Raw genomic sequence first — 25,178 nt, 5'->3', positions numbered from 1 at the left:
CGCCGCTTCACCGGGAAGGAAAGCCCAGCGCCGTCGCCTTGGCGCGCAAGTCGGCGAAGCGGCCGCCCGGCGTCGGCGTCTGCGATGCGCCCTCCGCTGCTTTCGCGGTCTGCGATTTATCGACGGTGCCCAAACCCGATCCGGTCGACGGCGTGTTCGAACATGCGAGGCCGAACGGCCCTTGCGCCACCGTGAGCGCGGGCGCGTCGGTGCGCGGCGCGTCGCTCAGATCGAGCGCATAGGCCATGTTGAACGTCGTCGGATCGCTTCCCCGCACGCCCAGCGGATCGAGCCCGAAGCGCCATGCGAGCAGTTGATGAATCGAGCTCGGATCGAACGGATAACGCGCCACGTTGTTGGCGCGCACGCGTGGTCCGAGCAGCATGCAGGGCACGCGAAAGCCGAGGCGGCCATCGTTGCCGAGTTTCTGTTCCGCCGACGACAGCGATCTGACCGGCGGCGCGACATGTTCGAAGAAGCCGCCCCACTCGTCATAGACGACGATCATGAGCGTCGTGCTCCAGTTCGGGCTCGTGCGCAGCGCTTCGTAGATTTGTGCAAGCAGCGCCTGGCCATTGCGCACGTCGGCATGCGGATGATCGTCGTTGGACGTGCCGTTCGCCTCGCCGCCGAAGCTCGGATCGACCATGCAGAACGAGGGCAGATTACCCCCGGCCGCATCCGACAGGAAGTCGGAGAAGAGCTTCGAGCGGCCGACATAGCGCGTGCCATAGAGCGCCGTGAACGGCACGTCGTGGAAGTAGTATTTCGACGATACGTTCTTCGCGTCGAGACGATCCCATATCGTCGATAGCGAAGACGTGTCGAGCGTATCGCTCACACGGTCGGTTTCTCCGCTGTGCAGATAGACGCGGTTCGGAAACGTATCGGAGAGAATGCCGCTCATGTAGTAATCGCAGACGGTGTACTGCGTCACCGCCTGGCGATAGAAGTCGAGATCGCTGCCCGTGAAGTAACCGATCGGCAGCAGATCGCCGCGCGTCTTGTTCGTATCGGGCGTGAGCAGGAAGCCGTTCATCGCGCCGTTCGCGAGATGCGTGCGGCCCGCGTCGTATTCGTGATCCGGGTCCGCGAACTGGCAGCTCTGAAAACCAAAGGCCGCGTTGGCCGATAGTGAAAACGTCGGATGCGTCTCGCCGAACGCATCGGTGAATTGCCTGCCCGCCTGCACGCCTTCGACGCCCGGCACCCAGCCGAGCATGTGATCGAAGGAGCGGTTCTCCATCGTGACGAGCACGATGTGATCGATGCCCGATGTCGCCGGCGCGGGCAACGCGGGCCGCGGCAGGTTCGCGCGATCGGGCGGAATGTTGCCGATGGGACTCGTCGGCGTCACGGTGCCGGAGTTATCGTCGCTGCCACTGCCGCCGCACGCGGACAGCATGGCCGTGCTGGCGAGCGCGGCAAGCAGGCGGCGGCGTACCGCGTCGGGTTCGTTCGAGGGCTTCTGAGCCATGCGGCGCACCATGTGAGTGTCGTTATTGGAGGCCGTTCGTCTGCAAACGCTGGCGCATCGGGGCATCGAACGCGAACGGCTTGTGGGTGCCGCGATGTAGCACGCGGCGTTCCCACCGCCGCTATGTTTTTGCAACGACGGAGTGACTCGCACCGTCCGCAACGGGCGCATCGATGGAATAGGCATCGACGCCATCGATGCAGCCAAGGTTCACGCACCAGTTGTCGGGATTCGAGCGCGTCTGATGGAACGTGTAAATTCCACAGTGCTTGCAAAAGAAATGTTTCGCGACTTGCGAGTTGAACCGGTACTGCGCGAGTTCGCTTTCGCCTGAAAGGACGCGCAGTTTGTCCTTGAGGAACGGCGGCGACATCACCGCGCCGCGACGCCGGCAAAAGCTGCAATTGCAGCGTGCGGCCGGCTCGGGCGGCGTTTCGACTTCGAAGGTCACCGCGCCGCAATGGCACGCGCCTTTCAGGATCGTCGGGTTCATCGTGGCTCTGTCTCCTTGGCGGTTTTTGTTAGGGCGCGTCCTCCACGTACTGTGCGAGTCCGCGTCCGAACGACCAGTCCTCGCGGCGATTCGGCGCGAGCACGATTAACACGTCCTCGGGACGCAAGCCGGGCGATCTCGCGAGCTTCGCGGCCAGCGTCTTATAGAACGCCTTCTTGGTCGCCGTGTCGCGCCAGTCGCTCGCGGTGATGTGAATGAACACGAGGTCATCGCTACGTTCGACGCCGAGATATCCGCGATCGTAGATGAAGTCGTCGCGGTCGTGTTCCTGAATCAACTGGAAGCGGTCGTCGGCGGGCACCTTGAACGCTTCGACGAGCGCTTCGTGAACGCCGTTCGAGATCGCGCGGATATGATCTCGCGGCTTGCCTTTCACGAGTGAGATTCTGACGAGCGGCATGAGCGTTCTCCTTCTGGATCGAAAGCGATGAATGCTTGCCACTCTACGCCGCGCTATCGATGCTGAAAATTCAATAGTTCTGCATCGATCGTTCGGGGAAACCGAATCATCGCGCCCGCAATGCATCGACGATGTTCATCCTCGACGCGCGCAACGCCGGCAGAAAGCCGCCGACCAGTCCCATCACGAGCGAGAATCCGAGCGTCCTCGCAATGACCGAAGGCGTCAGAATGAATCGAAACGACAGGTCCGCGAAGGTCTGGAAATTGGTGGTCGAGAACGAAGCGAACTGCATGAGCGCGGCGCAACAAAGCCCTGCGACTCCGCCGACCAATCCGAGCAACAACGCTTCGAGCAGGAACGCCCCGAGCACGTCGAAACGCTTGAAGCCGAGCGCGCGCAGTGTGCCGATCTCCGCGACGCGATTGGCCACGGACGCGTACATCGTGATCATCGCGCCGATCATCGCGGCGATCGAAAAGATGATCGACAACGTGAAGCCGAGGATATTGATGAACGTCGACAGCGCCTTCGACTGATCGCCGTAGAAGACCTGTTCGCGCTTCGCTTCATCGGCGAGACGCGGGTCCACGTCGATATCGGCTTTGAAGCGCTCGAACGCGTCGCTGCGCGCGAGTCGCACGACCATCGACGAAAAGCTCGTGCGCCGGAACGATTGCATCAACTGATCGACGTCGCCCCAGATTTCCGAATCGAAGCCGCTGCCGCCCGCATCGAAATGACCGACGACCGTCCAGTCGCGTTGCGCGAAACGCAGGTGATCGCCGATGCGCGTAGCGCCGAATCCCTTCGCGATGCTGCTCCCGACGATGATCTCCGACGATCCGCGCCGGAACATGCGCCCTGCCGTGAGCTTCACTTGTGGACGCAGTTGCACGCCCATCGGCGAGACGCCGCGAATCACCACGTTCGCGGGCGTGTTCGTGCCGAGCTTGGTGAGCGAGATCAGCACCACGGTTTCCTTCGATGCGAGCGGCGCGCCGTCGCCGTTCATCGCGACCGAGGGATGCATCTCCATCACGTTAGCCTGATTGCGGTCGATCGCGCTCTGGATCTCCGTTTCCGCGCCCTTGCGGATCACGACGACGTTGTCCGCTTCGCCGGTCGAGACGAGCGTCTTCTTGAGCCCCGCGTCGAGCATCAGCACGGTCGCGAAGACGAACACGACGAGCGCGAGACCGCCTGCGGTCAGCATCGTCGTGAGACGGCGCGCCCAGAGATTGCGTGCAACGTAGGAAACGGGAATGGCCATCGCGCGTCCTCAGCCGATCGCCCGCAGGCCTTCGACGATGCGCACGCGGCTCGCCTGCACCGCCGGCACGATCGCCGCCGCCATCGCCACCACGAACGCGCACGCGGCCTGCAAGAGCATGGTCTCGCGGGACACCATGAAGACCGGGAACACGCCGCCTGTCGCGTGCTTGAAGACTTCGGCCATCGGCGGCGTAGCCAGAATGCCGATGCCGCCGCCGATCGCGCAGATCGCCATCGACTCGCCGAACACGAGCATCGACAGAAAGCCCGGGCCGAAGCCCAGCGCCTTCAGCGTCGCGTATTCGGTGGTGCGCTCGCGCGCGCTCATTGCCATCGCGTTCGCCATCACGGCCATGATGATAAGGATGACTACGTATGACACGACGCGTATCGCCGCGATGATCTGATTGGACATCGCGACGAAGCCGAGCTGAAACGCCTGCTCCGTCTCGGTAAGCGTTTCGGCGAGCGAGTTCCTGAAGACGTTGTCGATATTGCGCGAGACGGCAGCGGCTTCGTCCGGGTCCTTGATGCCGACCACATACACGCCGACCTGATCGACGTTGCGCTTGGTCGTCTTGCGGATCGTCTCGTTCAGATAGTCGTAGTGAAAGACGAGTTGCCGCGTGATGGTCGACTCATCGCGCCCTTCCATGATGCCCCGCACGACGAAGTCCCACGTGCCGGGATAGATCGTGCCCTTCAACGGAATGACGTCGCCGACCTTGAAGCCGTATTGATCCGCGAGCTGCCGGCCGATGAGCGCGCCCTTGCGATCGCGCCGATAATCGGCGCGTTGCTGATCCGGGACGATGAACTCGGGATAGAGATCGAGATAATTATCCGACACGGCGAACTGCGCGAAGAAATTCTTCGGATCGCGATAGACGCCGCCGAACCAGTTCGAACGCGCGACGAGCGTCACGCCATCGACGCCGCGTATGCGGTTCTCGTACGCGAGCGGCAAGGGAAACACGAGCGAGATCGCATTGCGCGTGACGAGCCGCGCGTTCGACGCCGCCGCCGCGCCCGCATACCACGCATCCACGACCGTATGCAGCAGGCCGTAAGCGAGCACGGCGATCGTGAGGCCACGCACCGTGAGCGTGGTGCGCAGCTTGTGCCGCATCGCGTTGCGCAGAATCAGCTTGAGGACGAACATGATGGCTTAGCGCGTGGTTCCATCGATCAGCTCGCCCTTCTCCAGATGCACGAGCGCCTTCGCCGCGCCCGCCGCGTGGGCATCGTGGGTCACCATGATGATGGTCTTGCCGAGCTTGTCGTTCAGGCGTTGCAGCATCGTGAGGACGTCCGCGGCGGAGTTGCGGTCGAGATCACCGGTCGGTTCGTCGGCGACGATCAGCTTCGGGTCCGTGATAAGCGCCCGCGCGATCGCGACGCGCTGCTGCTGTCCGCCCGACAGCTCCGACGGATAGTGGCTCATGCGGTCCGCCATGTTGACCATGTCGAGCACCATCGCGACGCGCTCGCGCCGTTCGTGACGCGAGAGGCGCGTCAGCATCAACGGCAATTCGACGTTCTCGAATGCGGACAACACCGGCATCAGGTTATAGAACTGGAAGATGAAGCCGACGTTCGCCGCGCGCCAGTCCGCGAGCGCGGCTTCGGGCAGGCGCGTGATATCGAGTCCGCCGACGAGCAACTCGCCGCTATCGGGCCGGTCGATGCCCGCGATCAGATTGAGCAAGGTGCTCTTGCCCGAACCCGATGGCCCCATCAGCGCGACGAAATTCCCTTCCGCGATGGATAGCGTGATGTCGGTCAGCACCGGCACCGTCTGCACGCCGCGCCGATAGGACTTCACGACGTGGCTGATCTGAACGAGAGGCGTCGTGCTCACGCTATTTTTTCGCCACGGTGACTTTCGCGCCGTCCTTGATCTTGTCGCCGGGCGCGAGGACGAGCACGTCGCCGGGCTTCACGCCCTGCACGGCGAGCAGATCGCCGATGCGCTCGCCCGTCGTCACGGGCACTTCGCGCGCGGTGTCGTGCTCGACGACGTAGACCACCTTCTTGCCGTCGCGCGTGACGACGGCGCTCGGCTGCACCGCGATGACCGCCTTCTTCTCCTCGGGCGGCACGGGCTTCGACAGGAACGCGACCTTCGCCGACATGTCGGGCAGCACGCGCGCGTCGCGCTCGACGAAGCGCACTTTCACGAGCACGGTGGCTTTGGAGCGATCGACCGTCGGCACGATGCGCGACACGCGGCCCGCGAAGCGCACGTCGGGCAGCGCGTCGAGTTGAATCTCGCACGGTTGATCGACGGCGATGCGCGAGATGTTCGACTCGGCGACATCGGCTTCGACTTCGAGCGTTTTCATGTCGGCGATGGTGACGACCGCGCCCTTGCTATCCGACGCCGACGAGAACGGCGTGATGTTGTCGCCGACGTTGGCGTGCTTCTCCAGCACGACGCCGTCGAAGGGCGCGCGGATCACCGTCTGATCGACGGCCACTTGCGCGGCCTGCGCGTTGGCCTGGGCCGAAACGATCGCGGCTTCGTCGCTGTTGATGGACGCCTTTGCCTTGTCGTAACGGGCAAGCGCGGCGTCGAACTGCGTCGCCGGAATCGCGCCTTGCGGGGCGAGGATCTTGTAGCGGGCGAGGTCGACTTCCGCGTTCTTCAGCTCGGCGCGCTGGAGTTCCAGATTGGCCCGCGCGACTTTGACCTGCGCCTGCGCCTGCGCGAGCGACGCGGCCACGTCATCGCTCTCGAGCCGCGCGATGATCTGGCCTTCCTTCACCGGCGTGCCTTCCAGAACGCCGAGCCATTCGACGCGCCCTTGCCCCTTCGACGCCACCGCCGCCTTGCGCTGCGGCACGACATAGCCGGTGGCGTTCAGAAGCGTATAGCTCTGCGACGGGTACACCGACGTGACGGTGGCGGTCTCCACGGCCTGCGGGCCCGCGAGACGAAACGCCACCGCGACGAGCGCAAGCAGAATCGCGAGGATGATCGCGTAGCGAAGCCAGTTGCGCCGGCGTCGCGGCATCGCGGCGGACGGTCCCCGGTCGATTTTGAGTCTTTCTAGGTCGTGTTCAGCCAATTTATTGACTTGCGCCGCGGGATGGCCCCGCGAATCGGGATGCGTGAAGGGATGGTCAGTATAGCGCCGACACTTGCTGCGCTTACGAAGGCTTTACTTGTCTATCGGCACTCAAACGACACTCGCAATGGATCGAATTCAATATGACGCATGCAAGATGCCGATCCGCGCGCTTCGTTTTAAGATAGCCACTTCATCGTTACCGGCCCGATGCGCCAGGAGTGGCAGGTGCTTCTATTGAAACGTGGACGTGGCGCGGCGCTATGCATGACCTGCGCGTTGTCGTGCGGATGGATGTGCGCTTTCGCCGCCGCGCCGCACGGCGGCCATGCGGCGAGTGCTGTCAAGGCCGCGAGCGGCGCGTCGGCGCATGGCATCGTGTGGGCCGATGCGCTTGGTCCGAACTTCACCGGCGACGATCCCGAGCACGTCCGCGACGCGCTCGCGGGTCATCCCGCGCCGGGACAACCGGCGTCGATCACGAACCGCGTACGGGCATTTCTCTCGCGTCCGTTCCGCAAATCGCAGCAAGGCGCGTCCGCGGCTGTGAGCGCGAGTCAGACGCGCGAGCAGACCGATCGCACTTTCACGTTTGTCATTCCGGTTTCATATGGCGTGCGCTATCTGTCGAAGAAGAAGGTGCTTTCGGTGAACGTCTCGCTGGCGGCGCCTGAAAATCCCGACGCCATTCTGCTCAAGCAGACGGTAAAGGGACAAAGCGGCCGCAAGCTCGTCGTTGCGCCCGAGGCCAAGGAGAAGGGATTCGTTCAAACCTTCGATATCATCCAGTTGAAGCCGCAAAGCGGCATCAAGACGGCCGTCAGCGGCCGGATCGTGCTCCCGAGTTTCGATCACGAGCGTGGCAGCGGCGACTTCGCGATCGTGCTCATCTGCTCCCTCGCGCCGCCCTATCTGACCGATGACGTCGAGCACAGCGCGCCCACCGACGAAGAACCCACGGACATCACGCGCAGGACATCGACATTGAATGGACGAGTCGACGCGGCGTGGCTCGTCGACCGCAAAGAAGGCACGATCGTCACGAAGCGGCTGCATCTGGTGAAGTAGACGACTTCGTCTACCGTCATGCGCTGAGCTTCGAGCGACTACAATCGGTGTGCGAATGCGCGCAACCTTATTCATCAGACGCGCTTCGTATGCAACTACCCCCTGAAACACGGAGTTTTTTCGACGCAAAGGGTGATCGTGCCGCACATCATGTCGTGCCGGGTCGTGCGGAAAAGGCGTCGCGCGGAGAACCTGAATGCGCGTCAGATTGAATGCGGTTCGCAAGACCGGACGCATGGTCAGTCGCCGGCTGATGCGACGCAACAGCACCGCCGCGATGCGTTTCGCCGATGCGTTCTCGCGGTTTCCGGCGCTCGCCGGACTCATCGGCACCGCCATCGCCGTTTCAATGGCCGTGCTGTCGTTTGCCGCGCTATGGCAGGGGCGCGCGCAGGCGCTGCAGAACGCGCATCAGGCAGCGGCCAACCTCGTCGCCACCATGAGCGCCGATATCGCGCGCAGTGTCGAATCGAGCGACCTGTCGCTGCGCACCATCGTGAGCGGCATACAAAATCCCGCGGTGATGGCGCTTCCACCCGATCTGCGCAAGCTCGTTCTCTTCGACGGCGCCACCGGCATGGACTATGTCGGCGGTGCGTTCGTAATGAATCGCGAAGGACGTATCGTCGTCGAACGCGATCCTTCGGAGCATGCCGACCTGCTGTTCAGCGATCGCGATTACTTCAAGGCTCATGCCGAACATCCCGACGCCGGACTCTTCATTTCAGGGCCTTACGTGTCGCGGCTGCGCAAAGGCACGGCTTCGCTCGCGTTGAGCCGGCGCATCGATGCACCGGATGGTTCGTTCGCGGGTGTCGCGGTGATCGCGTTGAACGTCGTCTATTTCAAGAACCTGCTTTCGCGCGTGGACATCGGCCGGTCGGGTTCGGTGTTCATCGTGCAGCAGGACGGCGTGATGATCGCGCGCAAGCCCGCGTTGCCCTCGGACGACGCCGGATACGTCGCCAGGTCGCCGAGCTTCACGGCGATGCGGGACACGCCGTCCGGCTCGTACATCTCGAGATCGCCGCTCGACGGCGTGCGGCGGCTTTATACCTTCCAGCACGTACCGGGCACGCGGCTGATCGCGGCGGTCGCGCCCGCGGAGGATGACGTGCTCGCTGGCTGGCGCCAACGCAGCATCGTCATCGGCGGACTGACGACGATGTTCGGCGGCGGCTTTGTCGTCATCTCCTGGCTGCTCGCGATGTCTCTACGATCGCGGGCGATCGCGCAGGTGAAGTTGCAACGGCTCGCGGGCACCGATTCGCTCACCGGCCTTTGCAACCGCCGCGCGCTGGACCGCCGGCTCGACGACGAATGGCGGCGCGCCCGTCGCGCCGATCAACCGTTATCCGCGTTGTTCGTCGATGTCGACTACTTCAAGCTCTACAACGACACCTACGGTCACGCGATGGGCGACGATGCGCTCGTCGCAGTGGCCGATTGCATGCAGAATTCAGCGAAGCGTCCCGGCGATATCGTCGCGCGCTATGGCGGCGAGGAATTCGTGGTCGTGCTGCGGGCGCCGAAGCGAGCGGCGCGCTCACGTTCGCCGAGCGCCTGCGCGAGAAAGTGGAAGAACTCGCCATCGCCAACAGCGCTGCGCCCAGCGGCGTGCTGACGATCAGCATCGGCATAGCGACCGCCTCGCCGCGTCAGATCGACGACGCGCTCAAACTGCTCAACAGCGCCGACGCCGCGCTCTATCTTGCCAAGCGCACCGGACGCAATCGTGCGATCCATGAGGACAGCGTCGCGGGCGGCGGCGCGTAGAGCGAGCCGCACGCGGGAGGTCGCGCGTATCATGCATCGTGAATGCAATCGTGCGTTCTACATGCCGCATTCAAAACGCATTCGAGCGTAGTCAATAGAAGGAGACAATCCGATGACCCCATCCACCGCCGTATTCGCGATTCTGTTCTCGCTGCTGCTGGGCGCGATGATTCCCGGCCCGAGTTTCGTGATCGTCGCCCGCAATGCGATCGGCATTTCGCGGGCCGATGGTCTCGCGACCGCGCTCGGCATGGGTGTCGGCGGCATCTTCTTCGGCGGCATCGCACTCGCGGGGCTTTATACCCTGCTCGTCGCTGTCGAGTGGCTCTACGTCGGGCTGAAGATCGCGGGCGGCCTGTATCTGATCTACATCGCGTCGAAGATCTGGCGCGGCGCTGCGCAGCCGATGCATATGCCCACGCAAGCCGAAGCGCCGGCCCTCACGAGAAGGGCGCGCAAATCGTTCTGGCTCGGCCTCACGACGCAGCTGAGCAATCCGAAGACCGCCATCTGGTACGGCAGCATCTTCGCGGCGCTCTTGCCGCAACATCCTCCGCTGTGGTGCTACTTCGTATTGCCGCCGATGGTCTTCGCGATCGAGACGGGCTGGTACACCGTCGTCGCGCTAGGTTTCTCCAGCAAGCGCCCACGCGAGATGTATCTGCGTGCGCGGAAATGGATCGACCGCATTGCCGCGAGCGTGATCGCGATGCTCGGGCTTCGGCTCGTACTCACAGCGAGCAAAACCGGGCTGTAATTTCGCATGCAAAAGACATAACGCAACGGATATCAGACATTTTGAATGCAAAGGACCGGAGGCCGGGCGTGCCACGAGGTACGTCCGGCCTTTTTTCACAAGCAGACTTCAAGCGCCCGCATCACAGCGGATGCAGCTTGCCGTTGAGGTCCATCGTCCATTGTGAGCCGTCCTTGAACGTCAGCACGCCGCTTTGAGCGTCGATATGAATCGGCTTGCCGGCCGGCTCCTTCTTGTCGCCTCCGACGATCCGGGACATCTCGGACGAAGACAGTTGCTGGGCATGTTGCAGATCGTCGAGCTTCAGGTTTGCCATGAGGTTTCTCCTTGCGGTGCGTAAGCGGGCGTTCGTTGGAATCGAAATCGAGCGTATGTGGGCGCTCGCCCTGTCTTTTGCATTGGGTATGCCAACTGTCGGCACAGGAGGCTTCGAAGTCCGCTGCGCCTTATGGCGCGGGATTGCGGCAGGGAGACACGCTTCATCGATCAGCGCGGCCAGTCAGACGCGGGCCGACACATGGTGCGCGGCACTGTCGGCTTCGCAACGACATCTCTTACCCTTTCGATTCGCCAACACGAAGCTCGGTCGCGCTGACTGGCGCAGGACTTGCTTCTAGCCGCGCTCAACCATCCGGCGATACCACCGGAACTTGCGCACGAAGGGACGATGCAAGGCGACATCTGCGAGATTGCGGCGACCCACGATCACTGAGAGAGCGGCGCGCTGATCCCGTCGATCCCCAAGGCACACCTTCATTCGCGTCGCCATCGAATTCGCATCTTACTGTCGGCGGCATCTTCACCTACATGGCAACCGACATGCCCGAGGATCGTTCCAGCAAGATGAAAGGCCAGCACTATGCCTACATCATGGCCTTCCTGTTGATGTCGAACGGCTACAAGCCAGGCGAAGCGAAGCTGACCGCGGACAACGCGCGTGCATCGAAGCTGCCGCCGCTCAACGCCGGGCCCGCTCGATAAGTTCGCCATGCCGACGCCGGGCGCGTGGCTTGAATACGTCACAATGTGACATATAATTAAATTGTCGCGCGGGCGGACCGACATCGGCCGCAATGCGGCCTAATGCGCAACTCAGCCGGTGCAAAACGGCGGGAGGCCAGCGTCGTGCTTATCAATAACGAATTCGAAATCGGCTATCTTGTCGTCGTTTTCGCTTTGCTCGGCGTCATCCTGATCGGCGCGCTGCTCACGGCGCTGCATCTGGATCGCTGGCATCCGAAGCTCATCGGCGCGGCCATCGGGGCGCTGCTCGGGCTTGCGCTGATCGAAGCGGTGCCCATGCTTACCTGACGACACACCCTGACGCTTCGTCGAGACTTCGGCTCGTCGCGGCGCAAGGGCGGCAGCATGCTCGCTGACACAGAGCATGCGTGCCGCCCTGATTGTTTTCGTCCCTGACATCCTCTTTCATATCGTCCCCTGCGCATTGGCATAATGCAGCAGCGGGCGCGCGCATGCGTCGCGTCTTCGCGACCATTCCGCATCATCAACGATAGAGACCGCATGACAGCGATTACCCGCACGCGACGTCGCGTGCGCGCCTTCTTCGGCGCACCGGAAGCAAGACGCCTTCTTCGTACGCTGATGAGTTGCGCGATCAGCTACGCCGCGGCGCGACTCGCCGCATTGCCTGAAGGTTACTGGGCGCTCATCACGACACTCGTCATCGTGACGCAGCCTAGCCTCACGCAAGCCGTCGATATCGCTCGCGATCAGATCATCGGCGCGTTCATCGGTGCGGTGACGGGCGTGCTCGGTATCGTCGCGATGGAACACGGCGCACCGCCGCTCGCGGTGTTCTCCGTCGCACTCGTGCCGCTCGCCGCGTTGAGCGCCAAACGTCCCGCGTTCAGGCTTGCGTGCGTGACGCTCGTGATCGTCGTACTGATTCCGGGGGGACCGGGATCGCCTTTCGAACGGCCCATGCATCGCGTGCTGGAGATCTTGATCGGCGCGGCATCGTCGTTCGTCGTCTCGGCGCTCTGGCCGAATCGCGCGCTCACCTCCGCACATGGCAGCGTCGCCGATACCTTGAAGAGCCTCGGTCAGTTGATCGCGCTGTATCTGTCGGGCGAGCAGGACGAAGCGCGCGCGACGCGCCTCGAAACGCAAAGCACCGACGCGCAGAAAGCGTTCGACGATGCGTTGAAGGAAGCCGAGCGCGAGCACGTCATCGTGCTCGTGCAGAATCATCGCTCGGATGCCATCGACAAGGCCGCGCCTTTCTTGCGCCGTCTGCATAGCGATGCGCTCTTTCTCGCGAAGGCCGTATCGCGCCTCGATCGCGATACCTGCGCGGCGCGCCTCGGCGCAACGGGCCGCGAATTGCAGTCATTATTCGAGACGCTCGCGAACGTGCTTGCATCGAATCGTCAGGACGATGCGCGACTCGCGCACGCACGCGATGCCGTGAACGAACTCAAGAGCATGCTTGCGATGCAGGAAGCGACGCATGGCGCGCAAGAAGTGGCGCAGTTCGTCGTCGGACTGATCGTCGCGGATCTGGATGCGCTGATCGCTACGGTCTATCCGCCCAAGGAGCCATCGGTTTAGCGTGAGAGACCGCGCGCATCGATTGGCCATATGTCCGTCACCTGGCCGTTTCGATGGCACACGTATTCGTCGTAGAGATTCACTGTCGGATCGCAATGCCCTGGCGGCAATAGAAGGCGCTTGCCGACGAGCCCCGCGAAGTCGCCTTGAGACTCGTGTTTTGCATGCAACATGCCGTGCTCGTCGTTCGCCGCCACATAGCTGAGCGCGGGACCATCGTTCGCATCGAGCCAATGCACGCTACGCGGCAAACCTGAATCCACCGCCAGCCCTTTCAGGCCGACATCGCATACGGCCATGCCGGGCCGCGTCGCGCTCATGATCGTCGACAACACGAAAAAGCTATGACGCCAGCGCAATTCGCCGCCCCAGCCGATGCCGCCGTAATCGCCGTCCATGAAGAGATACGAACCGGGCTGCAACTCGGTGAAGACGCCGCTCGCGGCATCGAACTCGACGGTGCCGGTGCCGCCGCCCGTCACGATGCCGCAACGCACGCCGCGCGCATCGAGCGCGCGCACGTAGCGTGCGGCAACGTCGGCGGCACGGTCGGCTTCGTCCTTGCGCGCGGTCCAATCGGCGAGGTGTTGTATGCCGCCGTGATACGCCTGAATGCCCGCGAAGCGCAACGCGCTCTGCGACGCGATGCCGTCGACGAGCGCGAGCAGCGCGTCCTCGCTCGTCACGCCGCAGCGATGTTGCCCGGCATCGACTTCAGGCAGCACGTCGATCGTGACGCCCGCACGCGCCGCCGCATCGCCGAGCGCCCGCACTTGCGGCAATGCATCCACGCAAACCGAAAGGCGCACATGCGATGCCAGCTCGGTGGCCATTGCCAGCTTGTCCGCGCCGACGAACTCGTTGCTCACATGAATACTTTCGATCCCCGCCGCCGCGAACGGATAGGCCTCCGACAGCTTCTGACAGCACACGCCGACCGCGCCCGCTTCGACCTGACGCCTGGCGATTTCGCTCGACTTGTGCGCCTTCGCATGCGGACGCAACACGACGTCATGGCGCGCCGCGAACGCCGACATCGCCGCGAGATTGGCGTCGAAGGCATCGAGATCGATCGTCAGGGAAGGCGTGGCGACGGATGCGAGCTGGTCGCCCACGCGAGCGGCGGGCGGAGGTACGAGCGTCATGGCGGGTCGTGTGGATGAAGTCAGATCAGGCATCGATCATAACGCCGAATCTTGCATGTTGAATGCATAGAACCAGCGGACCCATAAGCGAGGTCATGCCGGAACTTCCGTTTCCAGGATCGCGCCTTCATCCTTGAGCGCCTGAATGCGCGCATCGTCGAAACCGTATTCGTTGAGCACTTCGGCGGTGTGCTGTCCGAGAAGCGGCGCGGGACGCGAAGCCTTCGTCGATCCCTCGGAGAAATGGATCGGCAAACCGATACCGCGCATCGGGCCCGCGAGCGGATGCTTCGTCTCGACGATCATTCCGCGCGCGATCGCCTGCTCGTGCGACGACGCTTCCGGCACACCGAGCACCGCGCCGCTCGGCAGGCCGATCTCGTCGAAAGCGACGAGCCACTCGTCGGTGGTCCGCTCGACGAGGCGCGCAGTAAGGATCTCGACGAGCGCCTCGCGATGCGTCAGGCGGCCCGCGTTGGTCTGAAAACGCTCGTCATCGGCGAGGCCGGGAATGTTCAGCACGCCGACGAGCCGCTCGTAGTTGCTCTGATTCGCCGCGCCGATATTGACCCAGCCGTCGCGCGTGCGAAACGCCTGATAGGGCGCGCTCGTCGGATTGGCGGAGCCCGCTTTCGGCAGCACCGTGCCGTCCGCGAAATAGTTGGCGAAGGCCCAGTACATCTGTTGCAGGCCGGCTTCGAAGAGCGACGTATCGACCATCTGGCCGAGGCCCGTCGTCTGCTTTCTGGCATAGGCCGCGCTGATGCCGAGCGCCGCCAGAATGCCCGCGTTGATATCGGTAACGGGCGAGCCCGCCTTGATCGGCGCCTGGCCCGGCTCGCCGGTCATGCTCATGAGGCCGCTCAAACCCTGCGCGATGAGATCGAAGCCGCCCTTGTCGGCCATCGGTCCGCTGCGGCCGTAACCCGAAATCGCACAATAGATGAGACCCGGGTTCATCGCCCTGAGCGTTTCGTAGCCCACGCCCAGCTTTTCCATCGTGCCGCGACGATAGTTCTCGGTCACCACATCCGCGCTCGCGAGCATCTTCCTGAGCACTTCCTTTCCGCCATCCGTCTTCAGATCGAGGGCGATGCCGCGCTTGTTCCGGTTCACGATGAGGAACGACGCGGACTCGCCGCTCGGGAGGATCGGCGCGAAACGCCGGCAATCATCGCCGTTTGGTATTTTTTCGACCTTGATGACATCGGCGCCCATGTCCGCGAGCATCATCCCGCAGATCGGCCCCGACATGATGTGTGCAAGCTCGATCACGCGCATGCCTGCGAGCGGCCCCGCGGCGGGCGCGGCCGCCGGTTTTGTGTCTGTCATGTCAACGTCCTTTGAATTGCGGTTTGATCTTGTCGAGGAAGGCCTGATAGCCGATGCGAAAATCCTCCGTGCCAAAGCATGCGAAGCCTTCGTCGCGCTTCCTCGGTGAGCGGCGCGGCGTCCATCACGCGACGCACGAACTGCTTGCGCCAGCGCGCAACGAGCAGCGCGCCGTCCGCGATGCGCCGGGCGGTTTCATAGGCGTGCGCGGCGACCTCCCCATCCGCGACGACGCGCGTGACGAGCCCTTTCGCGAGCGCTCTTCCCTCGCATCGAAGATCCGTCTTCTCGGGCCGGTCGATCACGACCGTCGAGATGTCGCCATCGCCCTCGGCCAGGAAGGATGGCTCCGTCACATCGCCTCTTTGAATTGAATGCTGCATGCCGAATGCTTTATCCGAAGCGGTTCAATGCATGCAAAATGCATCGAACCGCCGCGTCCGTTCGATCAGACGAACTTGCGCGCGTCCGCCGCGTCTTTCTTTTCCTCGTCGACTTCGAGCGCGCGGTCCGGGCGCATCGTGAACGAGAGGATGATGCCGACGGCCATCAGGATCATCGACACCGTGAACGGCAGGTTCCAGTTGCCCGTGCGGTCGATCAGCCAGCCGCCCACCACCGGGCTGATGATGGCCGCCAGCGCGGAACCGGAATTCATGATGCCGGACGCGGTGCCCGAGTGCTTCGGCGCGATGTCCATCGGCACGGACCACATCGGACCGATCGTCATTTCGTTGAAGAAGAAGCCGGCCGAGAGACACACCGCCGCGAGCGTAATCGAAATGTTGGAAACCAGCATGATCGGCGCGAGCGACAGCAGCGTCAGCAGCATGCACACGCCGACCAACACGTTGCGCGCGAGGCGCACGTTGCCGCTCTTTCTCAGGATGCGGTCGGTGAGAGAACCGCCGAGCCAGTCGCCGAGCACGCCTGCGAAGAACACGCCCGACGCGAACAGCGCCGACTTGCCGAGCTGCATGTGATAGCTATGCAGGAAGTACTGCGGAATCCAGCCGAGGAAGAGCCACAGCACCCAGCCATAGCAGAAATACACCGCGGTGACGGGCGCCATGCGGCCGAGCAGCGCGCGCCATGGCACAGGCGTGCGTTGCTTCACGCCCGAGTAATTCGCGAGCGTCGCACATTCCGATTCCGTGATGCGTGGATGATCGCGCGGGTTATCGCGGAAGTAGAAGACCCACACCAGCGCCCACAGGAAACTGATGATCCCGGTGATGATGAACGCGCCGCGCCAGCTCGTCGCCACCATCAGCCAGACGATGAGCGGCGGCGCCACCGCATTACCGATGCGTGATGCTGCATGCGTAATACCTTGTGCAAAACCGCGCTGGTCGGCTGGCATCCAGTTCGACATCGCGCGCGTCGCGGTCGGGAAGGTCGCGCCTTCGCCGAGGCCGAGCAGCACGCGCGCCACGATCAGCGACACGAAGCCGCCCGAAAGACCGGTAAGCACCGTGGCTCCCGCCCAGATCATCGCGCACAGAGTGAGCGTGCGGCGCGGCCCAAAGCGGTCGCCGACCCATCCGCCGATGATCTGGAACACGAGATACGGATACGCGAAGGCGGAAAACACGAAGCCGACCTGCGTGTGCGACAGGCCAAGCTCGGCGCCGAACTGGACCGCCGCCGTACTGACATTGACCCGGTCGATATAGGTGATGAAATACATCGCGCATAGCAGCAGCAGAACGCGCGTCGTGGCTCGACGGAACATCATCGTCTCCTTGTTGGCCGCGTGCGTGAGCGCGACGCCTTTCGTTCTCGAGAGGCGTCCGATGTCACAGCATGCGGAACTTCGCGTGGGTACGTCGGATGGGGATTGCAGCTCGATACGAGCTTGCTTATTGCGTTCGTCTGCGCAGCTTACGAATGCGTGGTTTGCGCGGTGATGTCATTGCTCGTCTCCTGGTCGCGGTTCGTGTGTGTCCGCTGTTTTTGTTTGCGTGAAAGAAACCTTCGTCCAGCCGTTTTCAATCCCTTGCATCGAGCGCCATAGCGAGCACGCGTGCAACGTGCAGCGCTTCCCGTTGCGCGCCATCCGCTATCTGATGACGGCAACTCGTACCGTCTGCCACGATCAGCGCATCACGGGCCGCACGCACCGCCGGCAGCAGCGACATCTCAGCCATCGCCTGCGATGCCGCGTAATGCTCCGCTTCATAACCGAAGCAGCCCGCCATGCCGCAACATGACGATTCAATCGTCTTCACATCGAGCCCCGGAATCCAGCCGAGAACTTTCTCGATGGGACGCACGGCATCGAATGCCTTTTGATGGCAATGGCCATGCAACAAAGCGCTCGGTCGATCCAACGCTTTCAGCTTCAATCGCAAGCGCCCTGCTGCGTCTTCGCGCACGAGAAACTCCTCGAATAGAAACGACGCTTGTGCAAGCTTGCGAGCGGCATCGCCATAGCCATATCCGAGAAACTCGTCGCGCAACGAGAGCAGGCATGATGGTTCCAGGCCGACGATCGCCACATCGCGCTCGACATAAGGCATGAGCGCATCGAGCGCGCGGCGCGCTTCGGCCTTCGCTTCATCGACGAGCCCGGCCGAGAGGAACGTGCGCCCGCAACACAGCGGCCGCTCGCCGGCCTTGACGTTCAGATGAACCGTGTAGCCCGCCGCTTCGAGCACACGCTTGGCAGCGCGCGCGTTATCGGGCTCCATGTAGTTGTTGAAGGTATCGACGAAGAGCAGGACTTCATTAGTCGCCGATGCTGCCGGTTTGCTGGCCGCATCGGCGAGAAAGGGCTTTGCGAAGCGCGGGAACGCTCGCTGCGGCGCGAGGCCGAGCTTCGACTTCAACCAGCGCGCAACGCCCGGCATATTCGCTTCGAATGCGCTCGACAGCGCGGGCATGCGGCTCGCGTATGGCGCGTAACGCGGCAGGAATGCAATCAGCCGCTCGCGCAGGCGCATGCCATGACGCTCCGTCCATGCTGCACGCGCCTCGATCTTGATGCGCGCCATGTCGACACCTGTCGGGCAATCGCGCTTGCAGCCCTTGCATGACACGCAGAGTTCGAGCACGTCCTTCACATCCTGGCTCGCCAGGCCCTCATCGCCCAACTGTCCCGACAACGCGAGCCGCAACGTATTCGCACGGCCGCGCGTGAGATGCTGCTCGTCCTTTGTGATGCGATAGCTCGGGCACATCGTGCCCGCATCGAACTTGCGGCAATGGCCGTTGTTGTTGCACATCTCGACCGCTTTCGCGAGCCCGCCCGACAAGTCGCCGCCCGATCCCGCCGCGCCCTCTTCGCCCGTCGAAAGATCGCGCGTCACGTTCCATGCGGACCAGTCGAGCCGCGGCGTCAACGCGCGCTCGCGATATGAAGGCGGAAAGCGGAAGTTGCGCGCATCGTCCATCTTCGGCGGAGCGACGATGCGATCCGGGCTCAGCCGGTTCTCCGGATCGAAGAGCTGCTTGATATCGCGAAAGGCCTCGTTGATACGCGGACCGTATTGCCATGCGACCCATTCGCCGCGGCACAAACCGTCGCCGTGTTCGCCCGAGAATGCGCCCTTGTATTCGCGCACCATCGCCGCGGCCTCTTCCGCGATTGCGCGCATCTTGATGGCGCCGTCGCGACGCATGTCGAGAATCGGCCGCACATGCAGCGTGCCGACGCTCGCATGCGCATACCATGTGCCTTCGGTTCCATGCTGCCTGAAGACTTCGGTCAGCCGGCTCGTGTACTCGGCGAGATGCTCGAGCGGCACCGCGCAATCCTCGATGAAGGACACCGGTTTTCCATCGCCCTTCATGCTCATCATGATGTTGAGGCCCGCCTTGCGCACTTCCCACAGCGCCTTTTGCGGACCGGCATCGGGCATCTGCACGACCGAGCCGCGCAAGCCAAGATCACCCATCAGCTCGACGAGTTGCGCGAGCTTCGCGACTTGCGCATCGTGATCCGCGCCCGCGAACTCGACGAGCAGCACTGCCTGCGGCTGGCCGACCAAAGCCTTTTCGATGACCGGGCGAAACGCGGGATTCGACATCGCGAGATCGATCATCGTGCGATCGACGAGCTCGACCGCAACCGGTCCGAGCTTGACGATGTGCTGCGTCATGTCCATCGCATCGTAGAAGCTCGGGAAGTTCACCACGCCGAGCGTCTTGTGGGCGGGCAGCGGCGCGAGCTTCAACGTCAGTTGACGGCTGAACGCGAGCGTGCCTTCCGAACCGACCAGCAGGTTCGCGAGATTCGGCTCGCCGTCGTCGCTGAAAGCGAGTGGGCTTTGACAATCGAAGAGATCGAGGTTGTAGCCCGCCACGCGCCGCAGCACCTTGGGAATGTGCTCGCGCATTTCCTGCTGCTCGCGCATCGCGATGCCGCGCACGCCATCGACGAGATCGCGCGTACGTGCATCGTTCGTCATGGTCGAGAGCTTGCCGAAACGCGCTTCGTGACCATCGGCGAGGATCGCGTCGATCGCATCGACGTTATGCACCATGATCCCGTATTCCATCGAGCGCGAGCCGCACGAGTTGTTGCCCGCCATGCCGCCGATCGTGCATTGCGCGCTCGTCGATACATCCACCGGAAACCACAGGCCGTGCGGCTTGAGCCACGCATTCAGATGATCGAGCACGACGCCCGGCTCGACCGTGACCGTGCACGCGTCCTTGTCGAAATGAATGATGTTGTTGAGCCACTTCGTCGTGTCGATGACGAGCGCCTCGCCGACCGTCTGCCCGCACTGGCTCGTGCCCGCGCCGCGCGCAAGGACGCTCGCGTGACTGTCGCGCGCGATCTGCAATGCGAGGCGCAGGTCGTCCTGATCCTTCGGCACGACGACGCCGAGCGGCATGATCTGATAGATCGACGCGTCGGTGGCGTAGCGCCCGCGCGATGCGCGATCGAACAGCACATCGCCTTTCAGTTCGCGTTGCAGTCGTGCCTGCAATGGCGTGGGCGCTGATGCCAGTCGCGCACGCGCGGAAGCGGGCATCAGATGGATCGGCTTGACGAGACGGTCTGTGGGGGAATTGAGCATCGTCGCTATCGGTGAATGCCAGAGCGCTGTACGGGATCTGGCCTTATGAATGCGCGTTATGCGAAATGCAATTCGACGGCCGGCAAGCCCTCTATGCTGCCCACGGCGGTGCCGGGCGCGTCGGGGAAAGCGATGCCGGTGTACGAGCCCGCCGTAAGCACGGTCCCGCGCTCGAAGGCAAGCCCGCGCGCGACGCTGTGATTCACCGTCCACGCGAGCAGGCGACGCGGGTCGCCCGCAGGGTTCGCGGGTGCGCCATCGAAGAGCGGCGCGCCGTCGAACGTGAACGTCATCGCGGGCGACACGAAGGGAAACGCCGCGTCGTAAGGCACGCCATCGCCTACGATCAACGCGCCGTGATTCTGCAAGTCGGCAAGCTGCCAAGGCTTCTCGACATCGGGCCAAGCGGCGAAACGGCTCGCGACCACTTCGATCGCCGCATGCACGGACTCGATCGCGGCGATCACGTCCTCATCGCTATAGGGACCGCTGCCCGGTTCGAAGCGTCGGCCCAGCTTGAAAGCGACTTCGAGTTCGAGTCCGGCTTTGCCGAACGCGTGCGTCGAGAGCCGCGCGCCGGAATAATGCATGCCGTCGGCAGGAAGCGGCGCGCCCTGAATCGGGCCATCGTGCGATTTGGCGCCGACCTTCCATCCACCGATCTGCGCGTTCAGCGCACGCAGCGTCGCTTCCTGCGCAGCGTAGGCGTCATCGGCGTTTTGCGGACGCGCGCCCTCCGGCAAGACATCGAGCTTCGCGCGATGCGCGCGGGCCTCGACGAAAAGCCTTGCGAGCGCGTTGGCGTCGAACGCGGCGTTCATGCGGCCGCCTTCAGCGCGGGCTTCGCGACGTTACTCGTCAGATAATCCATCGCCGCGGCGACACCGCTACCCTTCAGCTCGATGCCCGCGAGCCTCAATCCCATTTCGCAGCCGGTAAGCGCGGCCATCAGCGTGAGATCGTTGCAATCGCCGAGATGCCCGATGCGGAACATGCGCCCCTTCGCCTTGCCGAGCCCCGTGCCGAGCGACATGTCGAAATGTTCGTAGATGAGCTTGCGCACCGCATCGGCATCGACGCCTTCGGGCGTCATCACGCCCGTGAGCACCGGCGAATATACGGCGGGATCGGCGCATTGAATCTCGAGTCCCCATGCAGTGACTGCCGCGCGGCACGCGGCCGCGAGCCGTTGATGACGAGCGAACACGTTGTCGAGCCCTTCGCCGAGGATCATGTCGAGCGCTTCCGAGAGCCCGTAAAGCAGGTTCGTGTTCGGCGTGTAAGGCCAGTACCCCTGCTTGTTCATCTCGACGATCTCGGTCCAGTCCCAGAATGCGCGCGGCAGCCTGGCGTGTTTCGACGCCTCGCGCGCCTTCTCCGATACCGCGTTGAAGCTGATTCCCGGCGGCAGCATCAAACCTTTCTGCGAGCCGGACACGGTCACGTCCACGCCCCATTCATCATGGCGATAGTCCGCCGATGCGAGACCCGAGATCGTGTCGACCATCAGCAGCGCAGGATGCTTCGCGCTGTCGATTGCGCGGCGCACGGCGGCGATATCGGATGTCACGCCCGTCGACGTTTCGTTATGCACCACGCACACGGCCTTGATCACGCCCTGCGCGTCGTCGCGCAAGCGCTTTTCGATCATGTCGGCCTGCACGCCGCGCCGCCAGCCTTCGATGCCGGGCAACCCGAGGAATTCGGGCTTGAGCCCGAGGCTCTCCGCCATCTTCTTCCACAGCGTCGCGAAGTGGCCCGTCTCGTACATCAGCACCGTGTCGCCGGGACTGAGCGTGTTGCATAACGCCGCCTCCCATGCGCCCGTGCCCGATGCCGGATAGATCACCACCGGCTGACTCGTCTTGAAGATCTTCTTGATGCCGTCGAGCACCTTGAGCCCCAGCGCGCCGAACTCCGGACCGCGATGATCGATCGTCGGATAGCTCATTGCACGCAAGATGCGATCGGGCACCGGGCTCGGCCCCGGGATCTGCAGAAAGTGACGGCCAGCCGGATGGAAATCGAGCTTCAACATGGGTCCGCGTCCTCTTAAATGTAATTTTGCATGCAAAATACAATAACGCAGTGACTGGAGCGCGTAAAGGAATACATAGGCCGAACGGCCTAGGGATAACCCGCTGGCGTTTTTTTCCGCTGGCAGTGGGTTAAAATTGCCGCAAACGGAATTAGAGGTATTGAATGCAAAATCCCGATTTTCCAGAAGCGCACGTTTCGTCGTCGCTGCCGAAGGTGGAGCGGCTGCGCCTGCACGACACCGTCGTCGATCATTTGCGCGGTTTCATCGTCGAAGGCTTGCTGGCGCCGGGCATGAAGCTCAACGAGCGCAAGCTGTGCGAGACGCTCGGTATTTCCCGCACGCCACTTCGCGAGGCGTTGAAGGTGCTGGCCGCCGAGGGCTTGATCGAGATTTCACCGAACCGCGGCGCTTCGGTATCGCAGATGAGCGAGTTCGAGATACGCGAGATGTTCGAGCTGATGAGCGGGCTGGAGGCGTTTTCAGGCGAGCTCGCATGCGAGCGCATCACGCCGCTGGAGATCGCGGAGATCAAGGCGCTGCATTACGCGATGCTCGCGTGCCGCGCGCAGAACGATCTCTCCGGCTACTACAGCCGCAATCAGGCGATTCACGACAAGATCAACGAAGCCGCGCGCAACACGGCCTTGCGCCAGACCTATGTGTCGATCAACCGGCGTCTGATGGCGCTGCGTTTTCGCTCGAACTTCCAGACGCCGAAGTGGGACAGCGCCATTCGCGATCACGAAGAGATGATCGAGGCGCTCGAGACGCGTAACGGCAGGCGCATGGGCGAGATCATGCGCAAGCATCTGCTGTCGAAACGCGATGCGGTGCTCGCCGAGCGCACCCTGACGACGGTGAAGCCCGCGACGCATAGAAAGCGTGCCGCGGACAAGTCGGCGGTGGATGAGCGCTAACGGATAGAACGGTCGCGCGATTTCCCGGAAGCTAAGGTACGATACCGGCCCACGGCCGTCAGAGCCTTCAATCGGGGATAACGTTGATCAGGATACGAGGGGTATGCACCGCGCTGGCCGCGGTGCTCGTCGTCACGGGCTTTGCCTTCTATCACTCGCCGGACTTCGACACTGCGCAGGCCGCAATGGACCGCCAGACCGTCAACTGCCTCACGCGCGGACTCACACGTGATGAGAAAGTCCGCATCGCCCACTTGACGGCGGTGCACGACCGCGAAGGGCTTCGTCCTATCTACAGCGATGTTCTCGCGCGCTGCGTCGTGCGTTCCGATCAATGGGACCGCCGTCCTCAACTGGTCACGAGCGCGCGCCAGCTTCTTTCCCAGGATCCCGAGTTCAGGCAGATGCTGAACGCGAGCACGATGGACCTGGCGCGGCGCCCCTGATCCGCCGCGCATCGATCAAGCCGTCAATCCGCTGCCCGCGCCGAGATTAACCTCGGCGCGCGTGCTCGCCGCATGCGCGCTCAGCACGGCGATTTCGTGTTGCGTGTAATGCGTGACCGGCGCAACGGCCGCGAGCGCGGCCGTGATGACGATGGCGACGATGCTGATCGAGATGGCGTTCATGTTCGGCTCCTTTAGGTGGCTGATGTTGCTGAATCGTTTGCTGTCGATGTGAGGCATTGTCGTCGCCCAAAGTTAGTCGAGAATGAGCATGGCCGCGCGGCGATCGTGCAGACCGCCGGAGTAAGATCAGCATGCAATCGACCATCGCGCATACGGCATTCAAAATGCATTCGACCATCGACACCTCGGCCGCCACGCTCGAACTCCCCTTCAAACGTCCTTTTGACTGGGCGCGCATGCTGAAATTCATCGGCGGGCGGGCATCGGCGGGCGTCGAGTCGGTCGAGGACGGCGTGTATCGGCGCGCGATCGAATGGCAAGGCGACGACGGCACCGTCGAAGTCAGGCCGCACGAGAGCAGGCATCGGCTCGTCGTGAATGTCGATGGCGCAGTGGCGCGGCACGCGGACGCGCTCGCCGCGCCGCTCGCGCGCATGTTCGATCTGCATGCCGATCCGCGCAAAATCGCCCGCTGTCTCGGCGATGACCCGATCCTCGCGCCACTGGTCGAAGCCGCCCCGGGTCTGCGCGTGCCGGGCGCGTGGTCCGGCTTCGAACTCGTGGTGCGGACGATCGTCGGGCAACAGGTGAGCGTGAAAGGCGCGTCGACGATCATGAACCGCATCGTGCAGCGCGCGGGAAAAAGGATCGAACGCCATCCGCATGAAGCCACCGCGTGGCGTTTTCCCACGCCCGCCGAGCTCGCCGCCGCCGATCTGGAGAAGATCGGCATGCCGACGAAGCGCATCGAAACCGTGCAACGCTTCGCGCATGCCGTGGCGACGGGCGCGCTGCCGCTCGACGAACCGGACGCCGATATCGAACGCCTGAAGCGCGACATGCTCGCGATGCCGGGCATCGGGCCGTGGACCGTCGGCTATGTCGCCATGCGCGCGCTGCGCGATCCCGACGCGTGGCCCGACGCCGATCTCGTTCTCATGCAAGCGATCGCGCGACGCGATCCGTCGCTTGCGAAGCCTGCCCAGCAACGCGCGCACACGGAACGCTGGCGTCCGTGGCGCGCCTATGCGGCGATGCATCTATGGAACGGCGTGGCGATGGAAACGGGACTTGCGCGCGGCGGCTGATATTGCATGCATTCGACCGCGTCGGCATCTTGCGTGCAAAAGCATGCATGCAAAATGCCGGTCACATGGTCCGAGCCGAAGACG

Annotated in this window: 23 protein-coding genes and 2 pseudogenes; 9 read left to right on the top strand and 16 right to left on the bottom strand. The window is 63.3% G+C overall.

Going from position 1 to position 25,178, the window contains the following annotated elements; genetic code table 11:
• Positions 1-7: 7 nt before the first annotated feature.
• The 7 genes from NCS28_RS26295 to NCS28_RS26265 form a co-directional block, all read right to left on the bottom strand.
• Positions 8-1,477 carry an alkaline phosphatase family protein gene (locus NCS28_RS26295; protein ID WP_250516709.1) on the bottom strand — a complete coding sequence of 490 codons (1,470 nt, stop codon included), beginning with the start codon at positions 1,475-1,477 and terminating at the stop codon, positions 8-10.
• 121 nt (positions 1,478-1,598) lie between these two features.
• The gene (locus NCS28_RS26290) at positions 1,599-1,970 is read right to left on the bottom strand and encodes a GFA family protein (protein ID WP_250516708.1); all 372 of its coding nucleotides are present in this window, start codon (positions 1,968-1,970) and stop codon (positions 1,599-1,601) included.
• Between the two features lie 28 nt (positions 1,971-1,998).
• Positions 1,999-2,391 (bottom strand): tautomerase family protein, encoded by a 393-nt coding sequence (locus tag NCS28_RS26285; protein WP_250516707.1) that lies wholly within the window; start codon positions 2,389-2,391, stop codon positions 1,999-2,001.
• 106 nt (positions 2,392-2,497) lie between these two features.
• Positions 2,498-3,664 (bottom strand): ABC transporter permease, encoded by a 1,167-nt coding sequence (locus tag NCS28_RS26280; protein ID WP_250516706.1) that lies wholly within the window; start codon positions 3,662-3,664, stop codon positions 2,498-2,500.
• A 9-nt stretch (positions 3,665-3,673) separates the two neighbouring features.
• The gene (locus NCS28_RS26275; protein ID WP_250516705.1) at positions 3,674-4,828 is read right to left on the bottom strand and encodes an ABC transporter permease; all 1,155 of its coding nucleotides are present in this window, start codon (positions 4,826-4,828) and stop codon (positions 3,674-3,676) included.
• Positions 4,829-4,834: 6 nt separating this feature from the next.
• Positions 4,835-5,527 (bottom strand): ABC transporter ATP-binding protein, encoded by a 693-nt coding sequence (locus tag NCS28_RS26270; RefSeq protein ID WP_250516704.1) that lies wholly within the window; start codon positions 5,525-5,527, stop codon positions 4,835-4,837.
• A 1-nt stretch (position 5,528) separates the two neighbouring features.
• Entirely contained in the window at positions 5,529-6,737 is a 1,209-nt protein-coding gene (locus NCS28_RS26265; RefSeq protein ID WP_250516703.1) for an efflux RND transporter periplasmic adaptor subunit, read from the bottom strand.
• 228 nt (positions 6,738-6,965) lie between these two features.
• Here NCS28_RS26265 and NCS28_RS26260 point away from each other — a divergent pair, with 228 nt between their 5' ends.
• The 3 genes and pseudogenes from NCS28_RS26260 to NCS28_RS26245 all read left to right on the top strand — a co-directional run bounded on the left by NCS28_RS26260 (position 6,966) and on the right by NCS28_RS26245 (position 10,338).
• A complete protein-coding gene (locus tag NCS28_RS26260; protein WP_250516702.1) occupies positions 6,966-7,805 on the top strand; it encodes a hypothetical protein in 840 nt (279 codons plus the stop codon).
• Positions 7,806-8,001: 196 nt separating this feature from the next.
• Positions 8,002-9,581 (top strand): annotated as a pseudogene (locus NCS28_RS26255) (GGDEF domain-containing protein).
• Positions 9,582-9,693: 112 nt separating this feature from the next.
• Entirely contained in the window at positions 9,694-10,338 is a 645-nt protein-coding gene (locus NCS28_RS26245) for a LysE family translocator (protein ID WP_250516699.1), read from the top strand.
• A 121-nt stretch (positions 10,339-10,459) separates the two neighbouring features.
• On the opposite strand, the gene NCS28_RS26240 is transcribed toward NCS28_RS26245, so the two are convergent.
• Positions 10,460-10,654: a hypothetical protein gene (locus NCS28_RS26240; protein ID WP_250516698.1), complete on the bottom strand. Its 195-nt coding sequence runs from the start codon at positions 10,652-10,654 to the stop codon at positions 10,460-10,462.
• Between the two features lie 434 nt (positions 10,655-11,088).
• Between NCS28_RS26240 and NCS28_RS26235 the strand changes: the two are divergent.
• The 3 genes and pseudogenes from NCS28_RS26235 to NCS28_RS26225 all read left to right on the top strand — a co-directional run.
• Positions 11,089-11,319, top strand: a pseudogene (locus NCS28_RS26235) (cytochrome C); the annotation flags it as partial.
• A 144-nt stretch (positions 11,320-11,463) separates the two neighbouring features.
• Positions 11,464-11,649 (top strand): hypothetical protein, encoded by a 186-nt coding sequence (locus NCS28_RS26230; RefSeq protein ID WP_250516697.1) that lies wholly within the window; start codon positions 11,464-11,466, stop codon positions 11,647-11,649.
• 213 nt (positions 11,650-11,862) lie between these two features.
• Complete coding sequence (locus NCS28_RS26225; RefSeq protein ID WP_250516696.1) at positions 11,863-12,912, top strand: FUSC family protein; 1,050 nt, start codon at positions 11,863-11,865, stop codon at positions 12,910-12,912.
• Here NCS28_RS26225 and NCS28_RS26220 read toward each other — a convergent pair.
• The 7 genes from NCS28_RS26220 to NCS28_RS26190 all read right to left on the bottom strand — a co-directional run bounded on the left by NCS28_RS26220 (position 12,909) and on the right by NCS28_RS26190 (position 22,457).
• Positions 12,909-14,057 carry a DSD1 family PLP-dependent enzyme gene (locus NCS28_RS26220; RefSeq protein WP_250516695.1) on the bottom strand — a complete coding sequence of 383 codons (1,149 nt, stop codon included), beginning with the start codon at positions 14,055-14,057 and terminating at the stop codon, positions 12,909-12,911. The two genes, NCS28_RS26225 and NCS28_RS26220, sit on opposite strands and share 4 nt — an antisense overlap.
• Positions 14,058-14,150: 93 nt before the next feature.
• On the bottom strand, positions 14,151-15,389 hold the full coding sequence (locus NCS28_RS26215) for a CaiB/BaiF CoA transferase family protein (protein WP_250516694.1): 1,239 nt from the start codon (positions 15,387-15,389) through the stop codon (positions 14,151-14,153).
• The gene (locus NCS28_RS26210; RefSeq protein WP_350029823.1) at positions 15,386-15,745 is read right to left on the bottom strand and encodes a hypothetical protein; all 360 of its coding nucleotides are present in this window, start codon (positions 15,743-15,745) and stop codon (positions 15,386-15,388) included. The genes NCS28_RS26215 and NCS28_RS26210 overlap by 4 nt, the downstream gene beginning before the upstream one ends.
• 92 nt (positions 15,746-15,837) lie before the next feature.
• Entirely contained in the window at positions 15,838-17,127 is a 1,290-nt protein-coding gene (locus NCS28_RS26205) for an MFS transporter (RefSeq protein WP_250516693.1), read from the bottom strand.
• Positions 17,128-17,380: 253 nt separating this feature from the next.
• A complete protein-coding gene (locus NCS28_RS33560) occupies positions 17,381-20,419 on the bottom strand; it encodes an FAD-binding and (Fe-S)-binding domain-containing protein (RefSeq protein ID WP_250516692.1) in 3,039 nt (1,012 codons plus the stop codon).
• Positions 20,420-20,475: 56 nt separating this feature from the next.
• A complete protein-coding gene (locus NCS28_RS26195; RefSeq protein ID WP_250516691.1) occupies positions 20,476-21,240 on the bottom strand; it encodes a 2-keto-4-pentenoate hydratase in 765 nt (254 codons plus the stop codon).
• Positions 21,237-22,457, bottom strand: coding sequence for a pyridoxal-phosphate-dependent aminotransferase family protein (locus NCS28_RS26190; RefSeq protein WP_250516690.1), 1,221 nt, complete (start codon positions 22,455-22,457; stop codon positions 21,237-21,239). The genes NCS28_RS26195 and NCS28_RS26190 overlap by 4 nt, the downstream gene beginning before the upstream one ends.
• A 164-nt stretch (positions 22,458-22,621) precedes the next feature.
• Here NCS28_RS26190 and NCS28_RS26185 point away from each other — a divergent pair, with 164 nt between their 5' ends.
• Both NCS28_RS26185 and NCS28_RS26180 read left to right on the top strand, forming a co-directional pair.
• Positions 22,622-23,377 carry a GntR family transcriptional regulator gene (locus NCS28_RS26185; protein WP_250516689.1) on the top strand — a complete coding sequence of 252 codons (756 nt, stop codon included), beginning with the start codon at positions 22,622-22,624 and terminating at the stop codon, positions 23,375-23,377.
• 83 nt (positions 23,378-23,460) lie between these two features.
• Positions 23,461-23,823 (top strand): hypothetical protein, encoded by a 363-nt coding sequence (locus tag NCS28_RS26180; RefSeq protein WP_250516688.1) that lies wholly within the window; start codon positions 23,461-23,463, stop codon positions 23,821-23,823.
• A gap of 15 nt (positions 23,824-23,838) precedes the next feature.
• Here NCS28_RS26180 and NCS28_RS26175 read toward each other — a convergent pair whose 3' ends face one another.
• Positions 23,839-24,006: a hypothetical protein gene (locus NCS28_RS26175; protein WP_250516687.1), complete on the bottom strand. Its 168-nt coding sequence runs from the start codon at positions 24,004-24,006 to the stop codon at positions 23,839-23,841.
• A gap of 164 nt (positions 24,007-24,170) precedes the next feature.
• Here NCS28_RS26175 and NCS28_RS26170 point away from each other — a divergent pair, with 164 nt between their 5' ends.
• Complete coding sequence (locus NCS28_RS26170; protein ID WP_250516875.1) at positions 24,171-25,094, top strand: DNA-3-methyladenine glycosylase family protein; 924 nt, start codon at positions 24,171-24,173, stop codon at positions 25,092-25,094.
• Positions 25,095-25,178: the final 84 nt, after the last annotated feature.

This window comes from Caballeronia sp. INDeC2, from assembly GCF_023631325.1.
Lineage (GTDB): Bacteria > Pseudomonadota > Gammaproteobacteria > Burkholderiales > Burkholderiaceae > Caballeronia.
Note: the sequence above shows the minus strand (reverse complement) of the source record. Positions and strands in the feature narration are given on the sequence as shown.

Bases quoted from the DNA above. Each gene is read 5' to 3' on its own strand.
- NCS28_RS26170 (WP_250516875.1), top strand. From the start codon at position 24,171: ATGCATTCGACCATCGACACCTCGGCCGCCACGCTCGAACTCCCCTTC.
- NCS28_RS26225 (WP_250516696.1), top strand. From the start codon at position 11,863: ATGACAGCGATTACCCGCACGCGACGTCGCGTGCGCGCCTTCTTCGGC.
- NCS28_RS26215 (WP_250516694.1), bottom strand. From the start codon at position 15,389: ATGACAGACACAAAACCGGCGGCCGCGCCCGCCGCGGGGCCGCTCGCA.
- NCS28_RS26185 (WP_250516689.1), top strand. From the start codon at position 22,622: ATGCAAAATCCCGATTTTCCAGAAGCGCACGTTTCGTCGTCGCTGCCG.
- NCS28_RS26195 (WP_250516691.1), bottom strand. From the start codon at position 21,240: ATGAACGCCGCGTTCGACGCCAACGCGCTCGCAAGGCTTTTCGTCGAG.
- NCS28_RS26280 (WP_250516706.1), bottom strand. From the start codon at position 3,664: ATGGCCATTCCCGTTTCCTACGTTGCACGCAATCTCTGGGCGCGCCGT.
- NCS28_RS33560 (WP_250516692.1), bottom strand. From the start codon at position 20,419: ATGCTCAATTCCCCCACAGACCGTCTCGTCAAGCCGATCCATCTGATG.
- NCS28_RS26240 (WP_250516698.1), bottom strand. From the start codon at position 10,654: ATGGCAAACCTGAAGCTCGACGATCTGCAACATGCCCAGCAACTGTCT.
- NCS28_RS26220 (WP_250516695.1), bottom strand. From the start codon at position 14,057: ATGACGCTCGTACCTCCGCCCGCCGCTCGCGTGGGCGACCAGCTCGCA.
- NCS28_RS26175 (WP_250516687.1), bottom strand. From the start codon at position 24,006: ATGAACGCCATCTCGATCAGCATCGTCGCCATCGTCATCACGGCCGCG.
- NCS28_RS26285 (WP_250516707.1), bottom strand. From the start codon at position 2,391: ATGCCGCTCGTCAGAATCTCACTCGTGAAAGGCAAGCCGCGAGATCAT.
- NCS28_RS26290 (WP_250516708.1), bottom strand. From the start codon at position 1,970: ATGAACCCGACGATCCTGAAAGGCGCGTGCCATTGCGGCGCGGTGACC.
- NCS28_RS26245 (WP_250516699.1), top strand. From the start codon at position 9,694: ATGACCCCATCCACCGCCGTATTCGCGATTCTGTTCTCGCTGCTGCTG.
- NCS28_RS26275 (WP_250516705.1), bottom strand. From the start codon at position 4,828: ATGTTCGTCCTCAAGCTGATTCTGCGCAACGCGATGCGGCACAAGCTG.
- NCS28_RS26295 (WP_250516709.1), bottom strand. From the start codon at position 1,477: ATGGCTCAGAAGCCCTCGAACGAACCCGACGCGGTACGCCGCCGCCTG.
- NCS28_RS26190 (WP_250516690.1), bottom strand. From the start codon at position 22,457: ATGTTGAAGCTCGATTTCCATCCGGCTGGCCGTCACTTTCTGCAGATC.
- NCS28_RS26205 (WP_250516693.1), bottom strand. From the start codon at position 17,127: ATGATGTTCCGTCGAGCCACGACGCGCGTTCTGCTGCTGCTATGCGCG.